Origin of the sequence: Enterococcus sp. AN402 (assembly GCF_040719405.1) — a bacterium.
Classification (GTDB): Bacteria; Bacillota; Bacilli; order Lactobacillales; family Enterococcaceae; genus Enterococcus; species Enterococcus faecalis.
Window position 1 is genome coordinate 2,608,281 of record NZ_JBFDTM010000004.1, and the last position, 23,529, is coordinate 2,631,809.

19 protein-coding genes are annotated in these 23,529 nt (G+C 40.4%); 17 read left to right on the forward strand and 2 right to left on the reverse strand.

Annotation, left to right across the window (positions count from 1 at the left end; all coding sequences use genetic code 11):
* Positions 1–9: 9 nt before the first annotated feature.
* Positions 10–786 carry an RNA-binding cell elongation regulator Jag/EloR gene (gene jag, locus AB1I62_RS14145; protein ID WP_048738024.1) on the forward strand — a complete coding sequence of 259 codons (777 nt, stop codon included), beginning with the start codon at positions 10–12 and terminating at the stop codon, positions 784–786.
* 177 nt (positions 787–963) lie between these two features.
* Positions 964–1,686, forward strand: a complete 723-nt coding sequence (locus tag AB1I62_RS14150) for a response regulator transcription factor (RefSeq protein ID WP_010824887.1) — start codon at positions 964–966, stop codon at positions 1,684–1,686.
* Between the two features lie 43 nt (positions 1,687–1,729).
* Here AB1I62_RS14150 and AB1I62_RS14155 read toward each other — a convergent pair whose 3' ends face one another.
* Both AB1I62_RS14155 and AB1I62_RS14160 read right to left on the reverse strand, forming a co-directional pair.
* Positions 1,730–2,425, reverse strand: a complete 696-nt coding sequence (locus AB1I62_RS14155; protein WP_002356006.1) for a GntR family transcriptional regulator — start codon at positions 2,423–2,425, stop codon at positions 1,730–1,732.
* Between the two features lie 133 nt (positions 2,426–2,558).
* Positions 2,559–3,956: a citrate:proton symporter gene (locus AB1I62_RS14160; RefSeq protein WP_104859380.1), complete on the reverse strand. Its 1,398-nt coding sequence runs from the start codon at positions 3,954–3,956 to the stop codon at positions 2,559–2,561.
* 404 nt (positions 3,957–4,360) lie between these two features.
* Here AB1I62_RS14160 and AB1I62_RS14165 point away from each other — a divergent pair, with 404 nt between their 5' ends.
* The 15 genes from AB1I62_RS14165 to mnmG all read left to right on the forward strand — a co-directional run bounded on the left by AB1I62_RS14165 (position 4,361) and on the right by mnmG (position 23,478).
* Positions 4,361–4,723 carry a hypothetical protein gene (locus tag AB1I62_RS14165; protein ID WP_002356004.1) on the forward strand — a complete coding sequence of 121 codons (363 nt, stop codon included), beginning with the start codon at positions 4,361–4,363 and terminating at the stop codon, positions 4,721–4,723.
* The gene (locus tag AB1I62_RS14170; RefSeq protein WP_104859379.1) at positions 4,707–5,108 is read left to right on the forward strand and encodes an acetyl-CoA carboxylase biotin carboxyl carrier protein subunit; all 402 of its coding nucleotides are present in this window, start codon (positions 4,707–4,709) and stop codon (positions 5,106–5,108) included. The genes AB1I62_RS14165 and AB1I62_RS14170 overlap by 17 nt, the downstream gene beginning before the upstream one ends.
* Before the next feature lie 29 nt (positions 5,109–5,137).
* Positions 5,138–6,253 carry a sodium ion-translocating decarboxylase subunit beta gene (locus tag AB1I62_RS14175; protein ID WP_002383526.1) on the forward strand — a complete coding sequence of 372 codons (1,116 nt, stop codon included), beginning with the start codon at positions 5,138–5,140 and terminating at the stop codon, positions 6,251–6,253.
* Between the two features lie 21 nt (positions 6,254–6,274).
* Positions 6,275–6,409 carry an OadG-related small transporter subunit gene (locus AB1I62_RS14180; protein WP_002356001.1) on the forward strand — a complete coding sequence of 45 codons (135 nt, stop codon included), beginning with the start codon at positions 6,275–6,277 and terminating at the stop codon, positions 6,407–6,409.
* Between the two features lie 32 nt (positions 6,410–6,441).
* Positions 6,442–7,434 (forward strand): [citrate (pro-3S)-lyase] ligase, encoded by a 993-nt coding sequence (citC, locus tag AB1I62_RS14185; protein ID WP_367019434.1) that lies wholly within the window; start codon positions 6,442–6,444, stop codon positions 7,432–7,434.
* A gap of 5 nt (positions 7,435–7,439) precedes the next feature.
* Complete coding sequence (gene citD / locus AB1I62_RS14190) at positions 7,440–7,748, forward strand: citrate lyase acyl carrier protein (RefSeq protein WP_002355999.1); 309 nt, start codon at positions 7,440–7,442, stop codon at positions 7,746–7,748.
* A complete protein-coding gene (gene citE / locus AB1I62_RS14195) occupies positions 7,736–8,623 on the forward strand; it encodes a citrate (pro-3S)-lyase subunit beta (RefSeq protein ID WP_367019364.1) in 888 nt (295 codons plus the stop codon). The genes citD and citE overlap by 13 nt, the downstream gene beginning before the upstream one ends.
* 2 nt (positions 8,624–8,625) lie before the next feature.
* On the forward strand, positions 8,626–10,158 hold the full coding sequence (gene citF, locus AB1I62_RS14200) for a citrate lyase subunit alpha (RefSeq protein ID WP_002355996.1): 1,533 nt from the start codon (positions 8,626–8,628) through the stop codon (positions 10,156–10,158).
* Positions 10,151–10,687, forward strand: a complete 537-nt coding sequence (citX, locus tag AB1I62_RS14205; RefSeq protein WP_137274359.1) for a citrate lyase holo-[acyl-carrier protein] synthase — start codon at positions 10,151–10,153, stop codon at positions 10,685–10,687. The genes citF and citX overlap by 8 nt, the downstream gene beginning before the upstream one ends.
* Entirely contained in the window at positions 10,680–12,077 is a 1,398-nt protein-coding gene (locus AB1I62_RS14210; RefSeq protein WP_002359205.1) for an oxaloacetate decarboxylase subunit alpha, read from the forward strand. Before citX ends, AB1I62_RS14210 begins: the two co-directional genes overlap by 8 nt.
* A 117-nt stretch (positions 12,078–12,194) precedes the next feature.
* Positions 12,195–13,367 carry an NADP-dependent malic enzyme gene (locus tag AB1I62_RS14215; protein WP_367019365.1) on the forward strand — a complete coding sequence of 391 codons (1,173 nt, stop codon included), beginning with the start codon at positions 12,195–12,197 and terminating at the stop codon, positions 13,365–13,367.
* Between the two features lie 6 nt (positions 13,368–13,373).
* Positions 13,374–14,243, forward strand: a complete 870-nt coding sequence (citG, locus tag AB1I62_RS14220) for a triphosphoribosyl-dephospho-CoA synthase CitG (RefSeq protein WP_141435623.1) — start codon at positions 13,374–13,376, stop codon at positions 14,241–14,243.
* A 740-nt stretch (positions 14,244–14,983) separates the two neighbouring features.
* Entirely contained in the window at positions 14,984–19,930 is a 4,947-nt protein-coding gene (locus AB1I62_RS14225; protein WP_367019366.1) for an Ig-like domain-containing protein, read from the forward strand.
* Between the two features lie 232 nt (positions 19,931–20,162).
* Entirely contained in the window at positions 20,163–21,560 is a 1,398-nt protein-coding gene (mnmE, locus tag AB1I62_RS14230; protein WP_367019367.1) for a tRNA uridine-5-carboxymethylaminomethyl(34) synthesis GTPase MnmE, read from the forward strand.
* A 19-nt stretch (positions 21,561–21,579) separates the two neighbouring features.
* The gene (gene mnmG, locus AB1I62_RS14235; protein ID WP_002355988.1) at positions 21,580–23,478 is read left to right on the forward strand and encodes a tRNA uridine-5-carboxymethylaminomethyl(34) synthesis enzyme MnmG; all 1,899 of its coding nucleotides are present in this window, start codon (positions 21,580–21,582) and stop codon (positions 23,476–23,478) included.
* Positions 23,479–23,529 lie beyond the last annotated feature (51 nt).

Below are 23,529 nucleotides of genomic sequence, written 5' to 3' on the forward strand. Positions count from 1 at the left end.
GTCGTTCAGATGCCGATTTATGAAGGAAATACAATCGAAGAAGCAACGCAGAAAGGCTTACAAGCACTTAGTTTAACCAAAGAGGATGTTACAATTGATGTGTTAGACGAAGGAAAAAAAGGATTTTTAGGTCTAGGAAAAAAACTTGCCCAAATTTCAATGGAACCAACGATTAGTGAGCAAGTCACAGAAGCGGTCGAAGAAACAGTGGAAGATATTGTTGTTGCCGATGAAGCAAAAGCAGTGGAAGAAGCAGTTGAGGAATTAACCGAAGCAATTCCTAGTCTCTCAGAGGAATCAACACATTCTTTAGAAAATCTGGAAGATGAAGCTGCTATTACTGAATTAGCGATGTATTTAACGAATATTTCAAATGAACTGAACGCCCCTGCCATGGTTCGCATAGCGCGCGAGAATGGCAATATTATCTTCCATTTAGAAACAGAAAAACAAGGCATCTTGATTGGAAAACACGGAAAAGTGTTAAATGCGTTACAGTATTTAGCGCAAGTCTTTATTCACCGCATTGCAAGCAATAAGCTATCGATTGTTGTAAATGTCGGAAATTATCGTGAAAAACGTCATGAAATTTTGGAACGTTTAGCGAAACGCACCGCGGAAAAAGCCAAACGCACTGGGCGGCCAGTCTTCTTGGAACCAATGCCGGCTTTTGAAAGAAAACAAATCCATCACACGCTAAGTAAAGATGAGCAAATCAAAACCCATTCTGAAGGGGATGAACCTTATCGGTATTTAGTGGTTGAACCAGTTAAGAAGTATTTTTAAACAAACAAAGAAACGTTGGCAACTCTCAGCAGGGACTGAATAGTTGCCAACGTTTCTTTGTTAAATGATTTTTTAGCCGTCTCCGTTTCTTTTTTTATGTTATGATAATCAGTAATTACTCCAGTAGTAAATTCAAATGAAAAAGTTTTGTAAAGAGACGTAGGGGGAGCAACAGGTATGCGTACGGAGAAAATACTGGTTGTAGATGATGATGCAGCAGTTCGTCGCTTGATTTGGAAAGCATTACAATCAACAGGTATTCTTATTTACCAAAGTGAATCAATTGAAAAAACAAAAGATATCGTGTCCAGAGTTACCTTTGATTTGTTCATTTTAGATGATAACTTGGAACATGACAGCGATGGTTACTACTTAGTCCAAATGATTAGAGAGAAATATCCACTGGTGCCAATTATCTTTTTTAGTAGCAAAAAAGAAGAAGAGGATATCATTGCAGCCTTGGAAATGGGTGTGGATAGTTATATAACGAAACCTTTTTCCTTGAATGTTTTTAAGGCTCAGGTGATTGCTTCGTTGAATCGATCTCGAATGATTCGAAAACAATTGAATGTTTATAAAAAAGAAGAGCTACAGGTAGGCGATTTCCGTTTTGATTATGGTCGTTATCAACTATTTAAAAAGGATTTACCTATTTCATTGTCTTCGAAAGAAGTTCAATTAATTCAATTTTTTCTGGAGAATCCCGAGCAAGTATTCTCTAAAGAACAAATTTACAGCAGTGTTTGGGGTACTGGGGATGTCGATGCGAATACGATTATGGTTTTTATTAATCGTTTACGAAGTAAATTAGAAGAAAACCCGAAAGAACCTTGTTACCTTCGGACCGTTTGGGGCATTGGTTATACCTTTACGCCAGATGGTTGCGTACAAAAAAAATGAAAAAAGGCCCGCAGTTGCACGAGCGACTGCGGGTCTTTTTTGATTATTCAATTTGTCGACGTTCCATTTCTTTCAAAATAAATTGAAGCGAACGATTTAGATGTTCATGGGTTAAAAGTGTGATCTGGTCAATATTCTTTGTTTTCATTCCGCGGAAAATTAACCAATGTTCTTCTAGGGCAATACTACGACGTTCTGAGGCACGAATCGCAATATCTCTGAAATAGATTAAGTAAGCATGGAGATCAGTCACAATTTTTTTTAAACGTAGCATCTGACTCTTAGTATAAATAAAGGAATTAAAATCTGAAAAGTTCTGTAGTAAGTCATCTACTTGGTTATTTTTATTGTATTGTTCTCCTTCGAGAAGTAAGGCTTCCAATTCATCAAAATCTTCTGGTGTCATGAGTTCCATGGCTTTAATGGTTGCTAAAGTGTCCAAAGATTTACGAATATCATAAATTTCATAAGCATCTTTCATACTGATCCCTTTAACCACGATACCCACCATAGGTATATGTTCCACCAATTGTTCTTTGACCAATTCTTGTAAAGCAAAGCGAATGGGCGTCCGACTAATGTTTAATTGCTCGGAAAATTCTTTTTCGTTAATCCGTTCACCTGCAGGAATATCCCCTAAAATAATGGTTTTTTTAAAGGCTTCATAGGTACAAATTTTTAGAGGTTTACTGCTGGTTAAATCTAAGTTCCGTTTTACTGCTTCAACCGTTGGATTCATATGAGGCACCTCCCTATAGGTTATTTTTATAGATAATAAATATAATATTAAAAATGAAAATATAACGCAAGAAAAGACAAAATGAAAAGAAAACCGAGGAGAAAAGGCACTCCTACGGTTTCAGCGACGACGTTTAATTTTGTGGAATAAATAAAGGCATGTGACCTAAAGCAACAATTGTAACAACGAAAATAACGAAAATTCCTAAGGCATATTTTGCCGATTCTTTTTGCCATTGGCCCATATCTAAACCAGTTAAACGTAATAGCAAGTAAATAAATGCCACTAATGGACTTAATAAGTGGAACGCTTGCCCCATTAAGGAAGCTAAAGCCATAGACATATTGTCAAATCCATAAGAACGTCCAGCTTCTGCTAGGACTGGTAAGACACCGAAATAGAAACCATCGTTTGAAATAAAGAATGTTCCTGGTGCTGAAATGAACGCAATCACTAAGCCCCAAGCGCCGGCTAATTGTTTTGGAATAATATTAACAAAGCTATTTGCTAAGGCATTGGCCATACCAGAACCTTGGAATAAGCCCATGAAGACGCCAGCAGCAAAAACTAAGATAACTACTTGCACAGCATCACCAGCATTTGCACTGATGCGGCTGCTTTGATCTTTTAATTTTGGATAGTTGATCATTAAAGCGATACAAGTACCAACTAGGAATAATAATAACGGTGGCATTTCAATCCACGAAGGCAAACCTAATTGACCAACGAATGAACTTAGGACTAACCAACCGATTAAGACAATCGTTAAAATACCATTGAACGCAAAATTCTTTGGACGACGAATTTCTAATAACTCAGGATCGTTAACAATAGTCATTTCTTCCAATTCTTTATCAGTAAGCGTTGTCACGCCTAAGCGAGCACGTTCTTTTTTCCCCATGCGATAAGCAACAAAGAAGATAACATACAATACAGATAAAATCATACCAGGTGCTAAATAAGAAAGAATGTCGGCATCAACTTCTAGTACGGCCATGGCACGAGCTGTTGGACCGCCCCAAGGTAATAAGTTCATAATGGTGTTTTGTAAGATAACAAGCACACCTAAATTCATCAATTTCATATTAAGTTTTTTGTAGATGGGAATAAACGCAGAACAGCAAATCAAGGTCGTGGTTGTTCCATCTCCGTTTAAGGAAACAGCAGCAGCAACTACCGCAGTAGCCATCAAGACTTTCATTGGATCGCCTTTAGCAAAGTAAATCATTTTTTTAGTGATTGGGTCAAACAAACCAGCATCCAACATAATAGAGAAGTAAAGAATGGCAAATAATAACATAATACCAGTTTTTGAAGTAGTTGAAATCCCATCTAAGACGAAATTCCCAATGTTGACTTCAGGGACAACACCGTCAGCACTAGGTGGCGGACTCGCTACTCCAGTTGCAATTGCAATCAAAGTAAAAATAAGAGGAATAATTACTAAAGATGTAAACGGTGACAATTTCTTTTTCATGATTACATACATAAAGATGATAATCATACCATAAGCTAAAATAGTGAGTAACATGTTTTTCTTCCTTTCTTTTTTTAGAACTTTTTTGTAAGCGTTAACAACCGGTGTTAATAAAAAAGAATAGCCATGAGAAATGTTTCACAGTATTCTGGTTTACAACAAAAAATATTTTTTGTGTTTGTCTATAGTGTGAGAATATACAAACTTTCGCAGAGAATAAATAGCCTAAAACAAAAAGAACATCAAAAAAACAATTCAACAATCAAATTCTTATTAATAACTTAATATAATATTAATAGAATCTTAACGGCTGGTAAATGCTTATATACCAATGTTTACAGAGTTTTTTTCACAAAATAAACAATAAAAGAACAATCTGAGCTAGTGTTTTCACTAGGTTTTTTAACGGTTTTTTCTATAATGAACGTATACCAAGAATTAGTGAAAGGAGAGACAATATGGGCCTATTTAAGTCCTTATTCAAGAAAGAGCAACACACGCAGGATACCGAGATTAATGAAAGCGTTATCCAACGTGAAGCGGATAACTTGGAAAAGCGATGGATAGATATACCAGCATATATTCCTGCTGAGCCAAAAGAATATCAATTGGTAAGTATTGTGGCCACTGCCATCGCAGCAGGAGAGTTTCCAGAAAGTCGTTTTGTTATCAAAAAAATCGCAAAACGAAATCCAGAAGCAAAAGAAGTTGCCATTATTGCAGCCAGTATAGCTGCAGAGCTTTCAGAAGAGTCTCAGCTAGTTGTCAAAAGAATTTCAAAACAAAACCTTGAGGAGGATCATTATGTTACGCAAATTTAAAATTTCAATTGATGGGAAAGAATATTTAGTCGAGATGGAAGAAATCGGTGGCGTCCCACAACCAGCACCTGTTGCGCCACAATCAACAGCGCCAGTTGCTACGACAGAAACACCAGCCCCTGCTGTTGAAGAAGCCCCAGCGCCAGCAGCACAGCCAGCCGCCCCAGCAGGAGCAGATGCAATGCCTGCGCCAATGCCAGGAACTGTGTTAAAAGTATTAGTCAATGTTGGTGATACGGTGTCCGAGAACCAACCATTGTTAATTTTAGAAGCAATGAAGATGGAAAATGAAATCGTTGCAGGAAAAGCAGGTACGGTAACAGGAATTCATGTTACCCAAGGCCAAATTGTGAACCCAGGGGAACCATTAATAACAATTAACTAGAATTAATTTAAGAAGAGGAAGTGATTTGTGTGGAGACACTGATTCAAGGTGTTATAGGAATGGGCCAAGAACCAGGACGCATTGTGATGATGCTGATTGGTGGACTATTAATGTATTTAGGAATAAAAAAAGAGTATGAACCAACACTTTTAGTGCCGATGGGTTTAGGAACGATTTTAGTGAACTTTCCTAATTCCGGCGTATTGAGCGCTGGCGGCGAGCCAGGTCCGTTTAATGTTCTTTTTGATTTTGGAATAAAAACAGAATTATTCCCGTTATTATTATTTATTGGGATTGGGGCAATGATTGATTTCGGGCCATTGTTACAAAATCCGTTTATGTTGATGTTTGGTGCCGCTGCACAGTTTGGGATTTTCTTTACAGTTATTATGGCTGTTTTATTAGGTTTTGATTTAAACGATGCTGCTTCGATTGGGATTATTGGTGCCGCTGATGGCCCAACGTCTATTTTCGTAGCAAATACCTTACATTCAAAATACATGGGGGCCATAATGGTTGCCGCTTACTCCTACATGGCGTTAGTTCCGATTATTCAACCAGTAGCGATTAAAGCAGTGACGACGAAAGCCGAACGTCGTATCCGTATGACTTATCGGGCCGGTGAAGTTTCTCAAACAGCGAAAATTCTTTTCCCGGTTGTTATTACGATTGTCGCAGGGTTAATTGCGCCGGTGTCATTACCATTAGTTGGTTTCTTAATGTTTGGGAACTTATTAAGAGAATGTGGCGTTTTGGATCGTTTATCCATTACAGCTCAAAATGAATTGGTAAATATTATTAGTATCTTGCTAGGATTATCTATTTCCGTTAGCATGAACTATGCAGAGTTCTTAAAAGTCGATACATTGATGGTTATTGGCTTAGGGTTAGTCGCCTTTATTATGGACTCAGTCGGCGGCGTGCTTTTTGCTAAATTCTTGAATTTATTTAGAAAAGAAAAAATCAATCCCATGATTGGTGCTGCGGGTATTTCCGCTTTCCCAATGTCTAGTCGGGTCATTCAAAAAATGGCTACAGATGAAGACCCACAAAACTTTATTTTAATGCATGCTGCTGGTGCCAACGTTTCAGGACAAATCGCTTCTGTAATTGCTGGTGGCTTACTATTAGCCTTTTTAACATAGGACGGAAAGGAGAACGAATACATGTCTGTTAACATGGAAGATTTAAAAATTGCTTTTGAACTGTTAGGTTTTGGTTGGGGCGGCGTTTTCGTTGTTTTATTTATCATTTATCTAGCATCTAAATTACTAACAAAATTATTTCCAATTAAAAAATAAAGGAGGTTATTGCTGTGAGCAGCGTATATACAATGAAAAGAATCTGGTTGCAAAAAGATAAAAAAGCTTATCAAGCTTGGCGCGAATTAATGGAAAAAGCCGAATTGCAAACGACAGAAGCACTTGATTACACCGTTGGCATATATGATGACACAGCATTAATCGCCTCTGGCTCGCTTTCAGGCAAAACGATTAAGTGCGTGGCCGTTTGTAAAAAATATCAATCTGAAAATTTGTTAACCCAATTGGTGGTTCATCTACTTGAAAAACTGAGAGAAGAAAACCAATTACACAGTTTTTTGTATACAAAACCAAAAAATGAACAAATTTTTCAGTCGCTAAGCTTTCAAAAAGTGGTTGCGAATCAAGAGGTGCTATTTATGGAGCAAGGCAAACCAGATTTTGCCGATTATCTTGATTACCTGACACAGCATAAAAAAGCAGGGCCAGCCAGTAGCATTGTCATGAATGCAAATCCTTTTACGAAAGGCCATCAGTACTTAGTCGAAAAAGCAGCCAAAGAAAGTCCGCACGTTTATGTGTTTGTTTTATCTGAAGATAAATCGCTGTTTTCAAAAGAAGCACGTTTCGCAATGGTGCAAAAAGGGGTAGCCCATTTACCCAATGTGACAGTCCTATCTACAGAAGATTACTTAGTTTCGTCTGCGACTTTTCCTACCTATTTTTTGAAAGAAAAAGCGCCATTAGAGGTAGCTGCAATTCAAGCAACGCTTGATGCAACGTTATTTAAAGAAAGAATTGCGCCAATACTTGAAATTCAGCAACGTTATGTGGGAGAAGAGCCTTATTCAGAAGTGACCGATGTCTACAATCAAGCAATGCAACAAGTTTTCGGACAAACGATAACGCTAACCATTGTCCCGCGATTAGCGATTGATGGAGAGCTGATTAGTGCGACGAAAGTTCGCAAAGCGATGGCTGAAGGCGACAAAGAGACACTCAAGAAGTTTTTACCAGCAACAAGTTATCAATACTTAGTAGAACACAAGAAACTAATGAGGTGAAGAAAGTGAAGATTATCAAAAATGCTACTGCAGGGACAGTAGAATCAAGTGATATTATGATTACCGTCCAACCCATTGAATCAACAGAAAATACCATTGAATTAGAAAGTAGTGTCGAAAAACAATTTGGCAATCAAATTCGTCAGGTGATTACGACAACTTTGGAACATTTAGATGTCCAAGGCGTTGCGGTCAAGGCGATTGATAAAGGGGCATTAGATTGTACAATCAAAGCTCGGATGATTACAGTTTTACATCGAGGCGCTGAAAAAGAAACGTATGATTGGAAGGAGTTGGACTCATGGAACGTTTAAGAAGAACAATGATGTTTGTCCCTGGAGCGAACGCAGCAATGCTAAGAGATGCACCTTTGTATGGGGCAGATTCAATCATGTTTGATTTAGAAGATGCAGTTTCATTAAAAGAAAAAGACTCTGCCCGTGTTTTAGTCCATTCTGCTTTGAAAACTTTCGATTATGGCAATATTGAAATTGTTGTTCGAATCAATGCTTTAGATGCCGGTGGCGCAGAAGATATTGAAGCAATGGTCTTAGCTGGTGTCGATGTGATTCGTTTACCAAAAACAGAAACAGCCCAAGATATCATTGATGTCGAGGCAGTCATTACAGAAGTAGAACAGCAAAATGACATTCCCGTAGGAACAACGAAAATGATGGCTGCCATCGAATCGGCTGAAGGTGTTCTAAATGCGCCCGCGATTGCCAAAAGTTCAGCTCGCTTGATTGGCATCGCGTTAGGCGCCGAAGACTATGTTACCAATATGAAAACACGGCGCCATCCAGATGGCCAAGAACTATTCTTTGCTCGTAGCATGATTTTACATGCCGCTCGAGCAGCTGGGATTGCAGCTATTGATACGGTCTATTCAGATGTAGACAATACGGAAGGCTTTGAAGCCGAAGTTCGTTTGATTAAACAGCTAGGTTTCGATGGGAAATCGGTGATTAACCCTCGTCAAATCCCATTAGTTAATACTATTTATGCGCCAACAGAAAAAGAAATCCAGAATGCTAAGGAAGTAATCTGGGGCATTCGGGAAGCCGAAGCAAAAGGTTCCGGTGTTATCTCCGTAAATGGAAAAATGGTTGATAAACCAATTGTTGAACGAGCTGAACGGGTCATTGCGTTAGCATTGGCGGCTAAATTAATTACCAAGGAGGAAATATAGACATGGTAGTAAATAAAGTAGGCAAAGACATTCCTCAATCTTATGCAGAGCAATATGGCATTTATGAAGGAGAATTAGCACACATTGATGCTTATCAAGAAGCGAGCCGAGCAATTAAACCAGTGAAACCTCGGGAGACAAAACTTTTAGGAAGTATTCGTGAAGCAATTGAAAAAACAGGTTTAAAAGATGGCATGACCATCTCTTTCCATCACCATTTCCGTGAAGGAGACTATGTGATGAATTTAGTTTTAGCCGAGATTGCCGCCATGGGGCTGAAAAACATTTCGATTGCACCTAGTTCAATTGCAAATGTTCATGAACCTTTGATCGAACACATTAAAAATGGAGTAGTCACCAACATTACTTCTTCTGGTTTGAGAGATAAAGTAGGCGCCGCTATTTCAGCAGGTATCATGGAAAATCCTGTGGTGATTCGTTCACATGGTGGCCGGGCACGGGCAGTAGCAGCAGGTGATATCCATATTGATGTAGCTTTCTTAGGTGCACCAAGTTCAGACGCTTATGGAAATGCGAATGGAACCAAAGGAAAAGCTACCTGTGGTTCTCTTGGATATGCGATGGTCGATGCAAAATATGCGGATCAAGTGGTCATCATTACTGACACATTAGTACCATATCCTAATACCCCTATTAGTATTCCACAAACAGATGTTGATTATGTGGTAGAAATTGATGCAATTGGTGATCCAGATGGAATTGCCAAAGGCGCGACACGTTTTACAAAGAATCCTAAAGAATTATTGATTGCTGAATATGCCGCAAAAATAATTACACATTCTCCTTACTACAAAGAAGGCTTCTCATTCCAAACAGGAACAGGTGGCTCTTCACTAGCAGTTACGCGGTTCATGAGAGAACAAATGCTTAAAGATGGCATTAAAGCAAGTTTCGCTTTAGGCGGAATTACGAATGCAATGGTGGAACTTTTGGAAGAAGGCTTAGTAGAAAAAATTATTGACGTCCAAGACTTTGATCATCCATCAGCTATTTCTTTAGGGGAAAATGCCAATCATTATGAAATTGATGCCAATATGTATGCTTCACCGCTTAGCAAAGGGGCGGTTATTAATCAATTAGACACAGCTATTTTATCTGCTTTAGAAGTGGACACAGATTTTAATGTAAATGTCATTACTGGTTCAGATGGTGTCATCCGTGGTGCTTCTGGCGGACATTCCGATACAAGTATGGCTTGTAAAATGAGTCTAGTGATTGCACCACTTGTTCGTGGACGGATTCCAACAATCGTTGAGCAAGTAAATACAGTCGTTACACCAGGTACGAGTGTCGATGTCGTAGTAACGGAAGTCGGCATTGCAATCAATCCAAAAAGAACAGACTTAATTGATTGTTTTAAAACCTTAGATGTTCCTCAGTTTACGTTAGAAGAGTTGAAAGACAAAGCCTACAACATTGTTGGCACCCCGGAACCAATTAAATATGGAGACAAAGTCGTTGCGTTAATTGAATACCGAGATGGTAGTCTAATTGATGTGGTACGCAATGTTTAATGGGGAAAAAGTAACACTTTTAGAGATGTTGGATGCTCGCGAACAAAGAGCTACCACACAGAAGGAATTGTTAGAAACAGCACCAGAAGCTAGTCTCTTATCTGCCACAATGAATATTCCTGGAGAAGTAAAAAATTCGCCCACCTTAACGGCTGTTTTTTTAGAAGTAATTGACGAAGTCGAGCAACAATTGCTGGATCAAGTACCGATTGTTAATTTTTACCGGAATGAAAAGACAGGGCCTGAATATTATTTGGCGGTTTCGTTAGCCCCGCAAGAGTTAAAACAAAGAATGGTCAAAATTGAAGAAACACATCCTTATGGTCGTTTAGTGGACCTAGATGTTTTATGGGGAAATGAGGAACTAAAAAGCCTTCATCGAGGAGATTTAGGCTTGCCACCACGGCGCTGTTTTATTTGCCAAGAAGAGGCGAAAGTCTGTGGACGAAATCGACGTCACAGTCTTGAAGCAATGCAAGAAAAAATAACAGAAATAATTTTGACACGAAAGGAGCAGCCAAGTGAGTAAAAAAATTCGTTTTACAGAAACGGTGCTACGGGATGGACAACAAAGTTTAATTGCAACACGGATGCCAACCTCAGATATGCTGCCGATTATTAAAACAATGGACGAGGCAGGATTTCATGCATTAGAAATGTGGGGCGGGGCAACGTTTGATTCCTGTGTCCGCTATTTAAACGAGGATCCTTGGGAACGTCTTCGCCAAATTCGCAAAGAAGTTAAAAATACCAAACTTCAAATGTTATTACGAGGACAAAATTTACTAGGATATCGTCATTACGCTGATGATGTGGTGCGGGCCTTTGTCGAAAAATCAGTTGAAAATGGGATTGATATTATTCGTATTTTCGATGCCTTGAATGATGTCCGTAATTTACAAACAGCAATTCAAACAACAAAAGAAGCTGGCGGACACTGTCAAGCAGCGATTTCTTATACTACGAGTGAAATTCATACCATCGATTACTTTGTAAAATTAGCCAAAGAATTAAGTCAAACAGGAGCGGATTCCATTTGTATTAAGGATATGGCAGGCGTTTTGACGCCACAAACTGGTTTTGAATTAGTGAGCAAAATGAAAGATGCCATTGATTTACCTTTAGAGGTGCATACGCATGCGACTAGTGGTATTTCTGAGATGACCTATTTAAAAGTTGCTGAAGCAGGTGCGGATATCATCGATACAGCTATCTCTTCTTTCGCTGGTGGTACGAGTCAACCAGCCACAGAATCTGTAGCCATTGCGTTAGAAGATTTAGGCTTTGAAACAGGTTTAAATATGGAAAAAGTAACAGAGATTGCTGACTATTTCAATCCGATTCGTGATCGTTTTAGAAGTGAAGGCATTTTAAACCCTAAAGTTAAAGATACGGAACCGAAAACCTTGATTTATCAAGTGCCTGGTGGTATGTTATCAAACTTATTAAGTCAATTAACGGAGCAAGGCTTACAAGACAAATATGAAGAAGTTTTAGCTGAAGTACCTAAAGTAAGAGCAGATTTAGGGTATCCACCACTAGTTACGCCGCTTTCACAAATGGTTGGAACACAAGCCTTAATGAATGTGATTTCTGGGGAAAGATATTCCTTAATACCGAATGAAATCAAAGATTATGTGCGCGGAGAATATGGCAAATCACCAGCACCTATCGCAGAAGAGATTAAGCAAAAAATCATTGGGGATGAAGAGGTAATCACTTGTCGACCAGCGGATTTATTGAAACCAGAGTTGCATAGTTTAGAAAATGAAATCCAACAATATGCAAAATCTGAAGAGGATGTCCTATTATATGCGATGTTCCCACAACAAGGAAAAGACTTTTTAGGACGTCGTGAAGATCCTTTTTACGATGTACCGTTACAGAAAGTGACAGTCAAACTTGACTTGCCAGAATAGAACGGGCAAGTGCTCCGCAAATGTATAAAGAAGCAAGGGTTTGAGCGACGATAACGGTTGTTCAAACCCTTGCTTCATCAAATAGAAAAAAGGCAGCCCGTGAAAGGAAGTGACAATGTGTTAGAAGAAGTTCTAGCAATTCATCAAAAAAATATTGGTGTACTAAGTCTTGAAGCAACAGAAGCGGTGTTAAACCATCATGATTTAGCCAAAATGTATACACCTGGTGTCGCAGAATTGAGTTTAATGATTGCCCAAAATCATGAATTAGCGCGCGAGTGGACCATTAGTGGTAAGTTAATTGCGGTTATTACAGATGGGTCAGCTGTTCTGGGTCTCGGCAATATGGGCACGCAAGCGGGCTTGCCAATTGTTGAAGGCAAAGCTTTACTTTATAAAAATTTGGCGAGGGTCGATGCTATTCCTTTAGCACTGGAACAAAAATCAGTGGACGAGATGGTTCAAACAATTGAAAATTTACAAAATAGTTTTGCAGGAATCCATTTAGAAGATATTTCTGCACCAAAATGTTTTGAAATTGAAGAAAAACTTCAACAACGTTTGAACATTCCTGTGTATCATGATGACCAAGAAGGCACTGCCATTGTCGTTTTAGCTGGGCTAATTAACGCAGCTAAAATTAAAGGAAAACCTTTAAATGAATTACGTGTGGTGATTAACGGAGTTGGAGCTTCTGGTGTAGCGACCGCTAAGTTATGTATTCAAGCGGGGATTACGCATCTCACCTTAGTAGATCGCCAAGGTGTTTTAAGAGAAGAAGACCCGACATTGAATCCTTACCAACGTGCTTTGCTTCGACAGGTAATAAAACCATCAGTAGAAAACAAAGATTTAGCCACCGCTGTCGTCAATCAGGATGTTTTTTTAGGCTTATCAGAAGCGGATGTGCTAACGCCAGCCCTGATTAAATCAATGAGCCAAGACCCAATTATCTTTGCTTTAGCAAATCCTAAACCAGAAATTGAACCAGCCCTCGCCCAAGCCAATGGTGTCCGTTTATTAGCAACTGGTTCTTCCAAATATCCGAATCAAGTGAACAACATTTTAGCTTTTCCAGGTCTTTTTAAAGGGTTATTGGCAGCGAAAGGCAGAAAAGTCGATGTCGGTTTGCAAATGACAGTAGCACGAAGCTTGGCCGCTATGATTTCAGAACCCACAGCAGAAAAATTTATACCTAATGTATTTGATGGCGGCGTAGTTGACACGGTTTTTAATGCTGTACTAGACTATATAAAACAAGAAAAGACCACGGCAGAAGAAGGGACGTAAAAGGCAATGACAAAGCAAGCAAGGAGTAAATTAGCGCAGCAAGCACAATTGGCACTACTCTATGAAGTGACCTGTTTAAATAAACCAGGCTTGGTGGATCCAGTCGATGCAGGCGCCCATCAAGATATGGATGTTTTCACTTTTTTAGAAAGTAGTGTAGTTTTGACTCCTTATTTTGAAGCCTTCGTTCAAGCTGGGACAGAGCTACGTCATTTGCCAATTGAGGCAACATTTCGCGCGATTCGACAAGTTGGTTTAGAAGCAGAACGAGCGATGTTTGAGGCAACAGAAGGGATCAACACACATAAAGGAGCGATTTTTTCTCTAGGTATTTTTTTAGCTATCTGTGGTCGTCTAATGATTTGGGAGACCCCTTGCACCTTACAATTGTTTCAACAAACGCTTCAAACAATGACGCAAGACTTACTGGCCGACTTTGAAAACCTCGCTACGAATGAGCTAGAAAAACTAACTTGGGGTGAACGACTATTTGTTCAGCATGGCTTGACTGGAATCCGTGGAGAGGCGCAACAAGGTTATCCCGCTGTCTTTAAACAGGGAGTGCCTTATTATCAAAAACATCAAGGCACACAACAACAAAAACTCATTGATACGCTCCTTTATTTATCGCTCTATGTTGAGGATACGAATTTGATTAAACGAAGTCAAAATGTCCAAATTTTTGAAATATATCAACCGTTAATCCAGGAATATTTTGCTTTAGGGGGGACACAAACGTTACGGGGAACCCTTTGTTTAGAAAGATTGAATCACTTATTCAAAGAAAAAAATTGGAGTATTGGTGGCAGTGCAGATGCTTTAATTTTGGTGGTGTTTTTAGATAAACTAATGAAATTAAATTGGCTGACGCCTTAATTAAAAAGATAGTTACAACGCTGATTTGGTCAGTTATTTTGACCTTATATGCTTATGGAAAGGTCTCAAGAGAATTCAAGAAAGCGATTGACAAATACCACGAAACACAGTATATTTTATTACGAAATCATTCTTATCAGAGTATACAAATACGATGATAAACAGTTGAAGCGAATCTTGATTTGCTTTTCCTAAACCTGATTCTTTTAGAATCAGGTTTTTGTTTATCTAAAAGGCGGCATTCGTTCAAAAACGGCTGTCGCCTTTTTTTATGAAATTTTTTTAATATAAAAAAATTCATAAAAAAATCTTAAAAACAGAAAAAATTGTTATAGATTAGAGTCATTTTTTTGATGTAAAGTTTTTATGACTTACAGCCATAAAATTGATAAAAACAGTCAAAGAAGCAGAAAAAATAATAGTGGAATTTCTCAAAAAAATAAAAAAATTTTCCGTTATTTAATTATCGATTTATCAAACGATAAGTTATAATAAAATAATTTATTTATCTTTAATGATTGGGGAGAAATGTATAAACTTCCTCATTTTCCTCTCATTGTATAATAACTCACTAATGAATTAGTGAGTTTTTTAACATATCCAGGATGCTTGTTATCAAATGAATTTTTATATAAAAATTCACAGCATTATATTTTGAAAAGCTGAGGAAATGTACTAAACTGCAGGTGTTAAATCCATTTAAATCGCTAAAGGGGGAGATGAACAACTAGGGGAAGCTAATGATCTTGGTATTTATCGTTTATTTTAAAGAAAAGAGGGACGATCAGATGAAAAAGAAAATTGTTGAGGATTTTAATCGGAAAAGTCAGCATAAAAAATGGACAAAACGCAAGATGCTTAATTTAGCAATATCAAGTGGTTTATTATTTACGTCATTAGCAATCCCTGTAAGTATAGCTGTTACCTCTGGCACAATCAGTGCATCAGCAGCGGTCTTGGATATCGAACTATTATCAAATGTTACGTCAAATAATGACAGTGGTACTTCAACGAGTAATCGTTGGACAGCCGCAAACCAAAATCAACCAGTTAATTTCACGGTTTCTGGTGGCGCTTTAGCAGATGCTTCCGCTGTGTTTAGTGGACAAAAACAAGCGGTGTTAGTGATTCCTCCTGAGTTAAGAGGAAATGTAGCTGCAGCAGGCAGCGCAGCAATCAATACCAACGTTACGATTGATCTTTCAAAAGTTACTTTTTTGACCGCCGTTTTGAATGCAGCCAATGATTTAACCAATGTCATTACTCAAATTACAAGTGGAGCGTTAGGGAATTTAACTGGTGTTGATATTGATTTGACGGAAGTGAATCGTCAGTTGGAATTAGTGAATAACATTGAAAACTTAGGTGCTGCTTCATTTACAGCTCCGGAAACATTAGCAGCTGACGGCTCATACATTAGCGCACCAATTAGTGATGGTTTAGGGTTAGTTTTAGCCCAAAATGTTTCAAACATCTTACAAGATTTGAATGCGGCCGTTCAAGCTTTGGAGGCAAAAGGAACCAGTATCCCAAGTAATCTTGTCGCCACAGCCATAAATGCAGCCTTGCTTCCTGTCAAAGGCACGGTAAACGTGGCTGTTTCAGGTGCTTTGCCTTTATTAGCGGTTGGTGGTTCAGGTGTGAATGAGTTAGTGGATGCTTCTTTACTAGGCGCAACTACGGTTACTTTACCAACTACCGTTTCAACACCTCAAAATTTATCCAATAATTTAGATGCTCGTTTTGTAGGAACAGTCGTTCAAACAGATCTTTTAGACGTTAATTTATTAGCAACAGCAGACGGTGTATCCAACATTTATTTTGCTGCAGGTACTACTAGTGAAGTAACCGCACCTACCGTAACAGGAGTAACAGGCAATTCAACAGCAGGTTACGAAGTTAAAGGAACTGCCGATGCCAATGCCACGGTTGAGATCCGAAATGCAGGAGGTTCCGTGATAGGTACAGGTACTGCTGATGGGGCAGGGGCATTTACAGTTACCATTCCAGCAGGTGAAGCAGGTGCCAATGAAACATTAACCGCCGTAGCGAAAAACGCCAGCGGTACAGAAAGTACGCCAACAACGTTCCAAACACCAGCGGATGAAGCAACCGTAACCGCACCAACAATCACAGGAGTGACAGGTAATTCAATGGCAGGTTACGAGATCAAAGGCACCGCCGACGCCAATGCCACGGTTGAAATCCGAAATGCAGGAGGTTCCGTGATAGGTACAGGTACCGCTGATGGGACAGGGTCATTTACAGTTACCATTCCAGCAGGTGAAGCAGGTGCCAATGAAACATTAACGGCTGTAGCGAAAAACGCCAGCGGTACAGAAAGTACGCCAACAACGTTCCAAACGCCAGCGGATGAAGCAACCGTAACCGCACCAACAATCACAGGAGTGACAGGTAATTCAACGGCAGGTTACGAAGTTAAAGGAACTGCCGACGCCAATGCCACGGTTGAAATCCGAAATGCAGGAGGCACCGTAATAGGCACAGGTACCGCCGATGGGACAGGGGCATTTACAGTTACCGTTCCCGCAGGTGAAGCAGGCGCCAATGAAACGTTAACCGCCGTAGCGAAAAACGCCAGCGGTACAGAAAGTACGCCAACAACGTTCCAAACACCAGCGGATCCTAATACGCCCGTGGCGACGCCAATTGTTGAGACTGTAACAGGTAGTACAACAAAAGGCTATGAGGTCAAAGGGACTGCTGAAGTTGGCACCACCATTGAGGTTCGCGATGCAGCTGGCACGGTCCTTGGTACTGCAACAACTGGAACTGACGGAAAATATACAGTGACTTTAGATCCAGGAAAAGCAACAGCCAATCAAACGCTGAGCGTTGTAGCGAAAAACGCTAGTGGCACGGAAAGTCAACCAGAAACGGCGACAACACCAGCTGATGTCACTGCACCAACAGTTGATAACATCACAGGCAACTCTGGTTCGGGTTATAAAATTACAGGAACAGCAGACCCTAACACAACAATCGAAGTTCGTGATCCAGCTGGGGCAGTCATTGGTACAGGTACCTCTGATGCGAATGGTGATTTTACTGTAACGCTACCAACGGGAACGACAAATCCTGGGGATACGTTAACAGTGATTGGAAAGGATAACGCAGGAAATGAAAGTCAACCGACTGAAGTCCTTGTTCCTGCTGATGCCACGGTGACAGCACCAACTGTAACAGGAGTAACAGGTAATTCAGTTGCTGGTTATCAGGTGACAGGCACCGCTGATCCGAATGCTACCATCGAAATTCGTGATGCAGATGGGAACGTGATTGCAACAGGGACTGCCGATGGGACTGGTTCCTTTGCTGTGAACCTTCCAGCTGGGACGGCAAATGCGAATGAAACATTGACAGCGTTAGCCAAAGATCCTGCTGGCAATACAAGTACACCGACAACCTTCCAAACACCAGCAGATGAAGTAGTGGCACCGCCAAGTGTCGACAAAGTTACTGGGAATACAACACAAGGATATCAAGTGACAGGTACCGCTGAACTTGGCACCACCATTGAAGTTCGTGCAACAGACGGAACAGTTTTAGGCACCGCAACAACTGGACCGACTGGCCAATATACTGTGACGTTAGCTTCAGGAAAAGCAACAGCTAAACAAACAGTGAATGTAGTTGCTAAAAATGATACTGGACTTGAGAGTCAACCAACTACAGCTATGACACCCGCTGATGTTACCACACCAACAATTGGTGACATTACTGGAGATTCAACAACTGGTTATGAAATCACTGGGACGGCGGACCCTAATACCACCATTGAAGTACGGAACCCAGATGGAACAATTATTGGTACAACGACAACGGATGATCAAGGAAACTTTACTGTGGACCTTCCAGCGGGAGCCGCTAATCCTGGTGATACATTAACAGTTGTTGGAAAAGACGGTGACGGCAATGAAAGTCAACCAACGGAAGTGACGGTCCCTGAAGATGCAACCGTAGCAGCACCAACTGTGACGACTGTTACAGGAACAACTGCCACTGGGTATCAAGTAACCGGCACGGCAGAGCCAAATGTCACCATTGAGATTCACAATGAAGCAGGTTTAGTTATTGCTACGGGAACGACTGATGGTGCTGGCGCCTTTACAATCACTCTTCCGACGGGCACAGCAACAGCTAACGAAGCCTTAACTGCCATTGCGAAAGATGCTGCTGGGAAAGAAAGTAATCCGACTGCTTTCAAAACACCTGCTGATCCAGATGCACCAGTCGCGACACCTACTGTTGACAAAATCACTGGTAGCACGACAAACGGCTATCAAGTAGTAGGAGCAGCAGAAGTTGGTACAACAGTTGAGGTGCGTGACGCCGATGGCACAGTCCTTGGCATGGCAACTACTGGAACTGATGGCAAATACACAGTGACTTTAGAGCCAGGGAAGGCCTCAGCTAACGAAACAATAACTGTCGTAGCGAAAAATGCAACAGGAAAAGAAAGCCAGCCAGCTACAGCAACTACACCAGCCGACTTAGCCACACCAACCATTGATTCTATTACCGGAAATTCTAGTAAAGGTTACGAAATCACTGGAACGGCGGAGCCAAAAACCACTATTGATGTCCGTGACGCAGACGGAACCATCATTGCTGCTACAACTGCTAACGAAACCGGCCAATATACGGTGACTCTACCAGCTGGCGTAGTGACACCAGGAGAAACGATTACGATTATTAGCAAAGATGGCGCTGGCAATGAAAGTCAACCAGCTACAGCCGTTATTCCAGCGGATGTTGTTTTAGCGGCGCCAACTATTACGAAGGTTGAAGGAAACAAAGCCAATGGCTATACAGTCACTGGAACTGCTGATCCAAATGTCACGGTTCAATTTTACAATAGCAGTGAACAATTATTGGCAAGTGGCAATACAACTACTGGAGGCACCTTCTCCGTTCATATTGCAGCAGGGTTAGCAACAGAAAAAGAAACGTTAACCGCACTAACCACAGATACACAAGGAAATGTGAGTCCTAAAACCACATTTATGACGCCAGCCGATATTACGGGAGAACCAGAAATTAAAATTGCGGCACCAACTGTTTCTTCAGTTTTAGGAACGTCTAAAGCCGGTTACCTCATCAAAGGAACAGCTGAACCAAACCGAATCATTCAAATTAGTAACCGACTATTAAGAAGTGTGATTGCTGTAGGTGCCACCGATGCTGAAGGCAACTTCGCTATCCAATTAACAGCGGGACAAGCGACTGCTCAACAAAGTTTACTTGCGACAGCTACCGATGGCGCAGGACATTACAGTACGGCTACAACCTTCATGACACCAGCCGACCCAACGAATCCTGGAGGAGGCAATGGTAACACTGGCGGAAATAACGGCAATACAGGCGGCAACACAGGAAACAATGGCGCAACTGGCGGGAATAATGGGAATGGTTCAAACACAGGTTCTGGTTTAGGCACAACAGGTTCTGGCTTAGGTTCACTAGGCAATGGCCTCGGTACAAATGGTAGTGGCTACCACCCTAAACTAAGTACCATCAGTTATGGCACTGGAAATCACGGGAAAACAGGCTACTTACCTAGCACAGGTGAAAAAGAGTCTTCAGCCGTGACAACAAGTTTGTTTGGCGCCTTTGTCGCACTCCTTGCGAGCATGGGAATCATCAAACGCAAACGTAAAAACTAGCTCTCTCCTTTAATTCCTATAGATGAGAAAACGTATTGTTGAGAATTCCCCACTCAATGATACGTTTTCTCGTTCCATTTAATGAAGAAAAATTGCCAAATAGAATAAAATGTGCTATTCTATTTTCAGAAAATCGAAGGAACAAGCAGTGAAAGTGCTAAATCCAACCTGAATTTTTTAATGCAGGAGGAGTGGGCGCTTTTTTTGTTGTTATGAAGAAAGGAAGCTAATTATGCAATCAGCTACAATGGAATTTGATACAATTGCGGCGATTTCTACGCCGCCAGGTGAAGGTGCGATTAGTATTGTTCGTTTAAGTGGCGAGCAAGCAGTTGCTATTGCAAACAAAGTTTATCGGTCAGGCACTAAAGATTTAGCTAAAGTCCCCACGCACACGATTCATTATGGTCATATTGTTGATCCGCAAAACGATCAATTGATTGATGAAGTCATGCTTTCTGTGATGCGGGCACCGAAAACATTTACACGAGAAGACGTGGTAGAAATTAACTGTCATGGCGGCATTGTCGTGGTGAACCAATTACTGCAATTACTGTTACGTGAAGGCGCACGAATGGCCGAACCTGGGGAATTTACAAAACGTGCTTTTCTAAATGGCCGAATGGATCTTTCACAAGCAGAAGCAGTGATGGACTTAATCCGTGCTAAAACGGATAAAGCGATGAATGTTGCATTGAACCAATTGGATGGTAACTTGTCGGCGTTAATTCGTTCATTAAGACAAGAAATTTTAAATACTTTAGCGCAAGTAGAAGTTAATATTGATTATCCAGAGTATGATGATGTCGAAGAATTAACCACGAAATTACTTTTAGAAAAAGCCGAATTTGTGAAAGCGCAGATTCAACAATTATTAACGACCGCTAAACAACGAAAAATTTTGCGAGAAGGTCTAAGTACAGCAATTATTGGCCGACCAAATGTCGGGAAATCCAGTTTGTTAAACCATCTGTTACGAGAAGAAAAAGCTATCGTTACAGATATTGCTGGAACGACACGTGATGTCATTGAAGAATACGTTAACGTTCGCGGTGTTCCTTTAAAATTAATTGATACAGCGGGGATTCGCGAAACAGAAGACATTGTGGAACGAATTGGTGTCGAACGTAGCCGCAAAGCGTTAGCAGATTCGGATTTAATTTTGTTAGTCTTAAATCAAAGCGAAGAATTGACAGAGGAAGATCGTCAACTGTTGGAAGCAACGAAAGGCTTAAAACGCGTTATTCTTTTAAATAAAATGGACTTACCGACAAAACTAGATCCTAACGAATTACAAGAATTAGTCCCTGCAGAAGAAATTTTATCCGTTTCGGTGTTGTCAAACACAGGCTTAGACCAGTTAGAAGCGAAAATTGCTGATCTTTTCTTTGGCGGCCAAACAGGCGAAAAAGATGCTACCTATATTTCTAATACACGTCATATTGCTTTGCTGGATCAAGCAGCGATTTCGTTACAAGAAGTGATTAACGGCATCGAAGCAGGTATGCCAGTCGATTTAGTTCAAATTGATATGACCCGTTGTTGGGATTATTTAGGGGAAATCGTCGGCGATAGTGTCCAAGATGAATTAATTACACAGTTATTTAGTCAATTTTGTTTAGGAAAATAAGACAAGAGAGGAATTTTTTATGAATCAATATCAAGCAGAATCATATGATGTTATTGTCGTCGGTGCTGGACATGCTGGCTCTGAAGCAGCCTTAGCAGCCGCACGAATGGGCGTTAAAACGTTACTTTTAACGATTAATTTAGATATGGTTGCTTTTATGCCATGTAACCCTTCTGTTGGTGGACCTGCCAAAGGAGTCGTTGTCCGAGAAATCGATGCATTAGGCGGCGAAATGGGTAAAAACATTGATAAAACCTACATCCAAATGCGGATGCTAAATACTGGTAAAGGTCCAGCAGTGCGTGCGTTGCGCGCGCAAGCTGACAAACATGCCTATGCGACAGAAATGAAACATACCATTGAAAAAGAAGAAAATTTAACCCTTCGTCAAGGGATTGTTGAAGAATTAATCGTGGAAGATGGCGTTTGTCGTGGTGTTGTAACTTCAACAGGTGCCGCATACCGTAGTCAAGCAGTGGTGATTACTGCCGGTACTGCCTTGCGTGGCGAAATTATTATTGGTGAATTAAAATATTCATCAGGACCAAACAATTCGCAACCTTCCGTTGGTTTAGCCAATCATTTAAAAGAATTAGGTTTAGAAATCGATCGCTTTAAAACAGGAACGCCGCCGCGAGTAAAATCAAGTACGATTGATTATTCTGTGACAGAGGAACAACCAGGCGATAAAGAACCCAACCACTTTAGTTACAGCACGCCAGATAGTGCCTACAATCAAAACCAAGAACCTTGTTGGTTAACTTATACGAATGAAACAACGCATGAAATTATTCAAAAAAATCTACACCGTGCCCCAATGTTTACTGGGATTGTTGAAGGTGTGGGCGCTCGGTATTGCCCATCCATCGAGGACAAAATTGTTCGTTTTGCAGACAAACCAAGACACCAATTGTTCTTGGAACCAGAAGGGTTGAATACCGAAGAAGTTTACGTCCAAGGCTTATCTACTTCTTTACCAGAAGATGTCCAAACAGAAATGCTTCATTCTATTGAAGGATTAGAAAAAGTAGAAATGATGCGTACAGGTTACGCCATTGAATACGATGTGGTAGTCCCTCACCAATTACGCCCAACATTAGAAACAAAGGTCATTGAAAATCTTTATACAGCAGGTCAAACGAACGGAACTAGTGGCTACGAAGAAGCTGCTGGTCAAGGCTTGATGGCAGGAATTAATGCTGCATTGAAAATTCAAGGCAAAGAGCCTCTTGTATTAAAACGTAGTGATGGCTATATTGGCGTCATGATTGATGATTTAGTTACAAAAGGCACTAACGAACCTTATCGCTTATTAACGTCACGTGCGGAGTATCGTTTGATTTTACGACATGACAATGCGGACTTACGTTTAACAGAAATGGGTCATGAAATTGGCTTAGTCAAAGAAGAACAATATGCCGCCTATCTAGTCAAAAAAGCGGCTGTTGAAGCGGAAATTGCCCGCTTAGGCAAACATCGGATTAAACCAACCAAAGAAGTGCAAGCATTTTTGGAAACCAAAGGCGCTGCTGGCTTAAAAGACGGTATTTTAGCTAGAGATTTTCTGAAACGCCCAGAAATCAGTTATCAAGAAGTCGCTCAATTTATTCCCGCACCTGAAGAGGCGCTCGATCCAAAAGTGATTGAACAAGTAGAAATTCAAATCAAGTACGAAGGCTACATTAAAAAAGCCATGGAAAAGGTTGAGAAACTAAAACGCATGGAAGCAAAACGCATTCCAGAAAACATCGATTACCAAGCGATTAACGGCTTGGCTACAGAAGCAAAACAAAAACTACAAAAAATCCAACCAGAAACGATTGCCCAAGCAAGCCGTATCAGCGGTGTGAATCCCGCTGACATTAGCATTTTGATGGTCTACATCGAACAAGGAAAAATCGCGAAAGTGCAAGGATAATAAAAATTTGAAGCAGTTGCTTCTTCACGGATGATTGATTGTGAAGAAGCA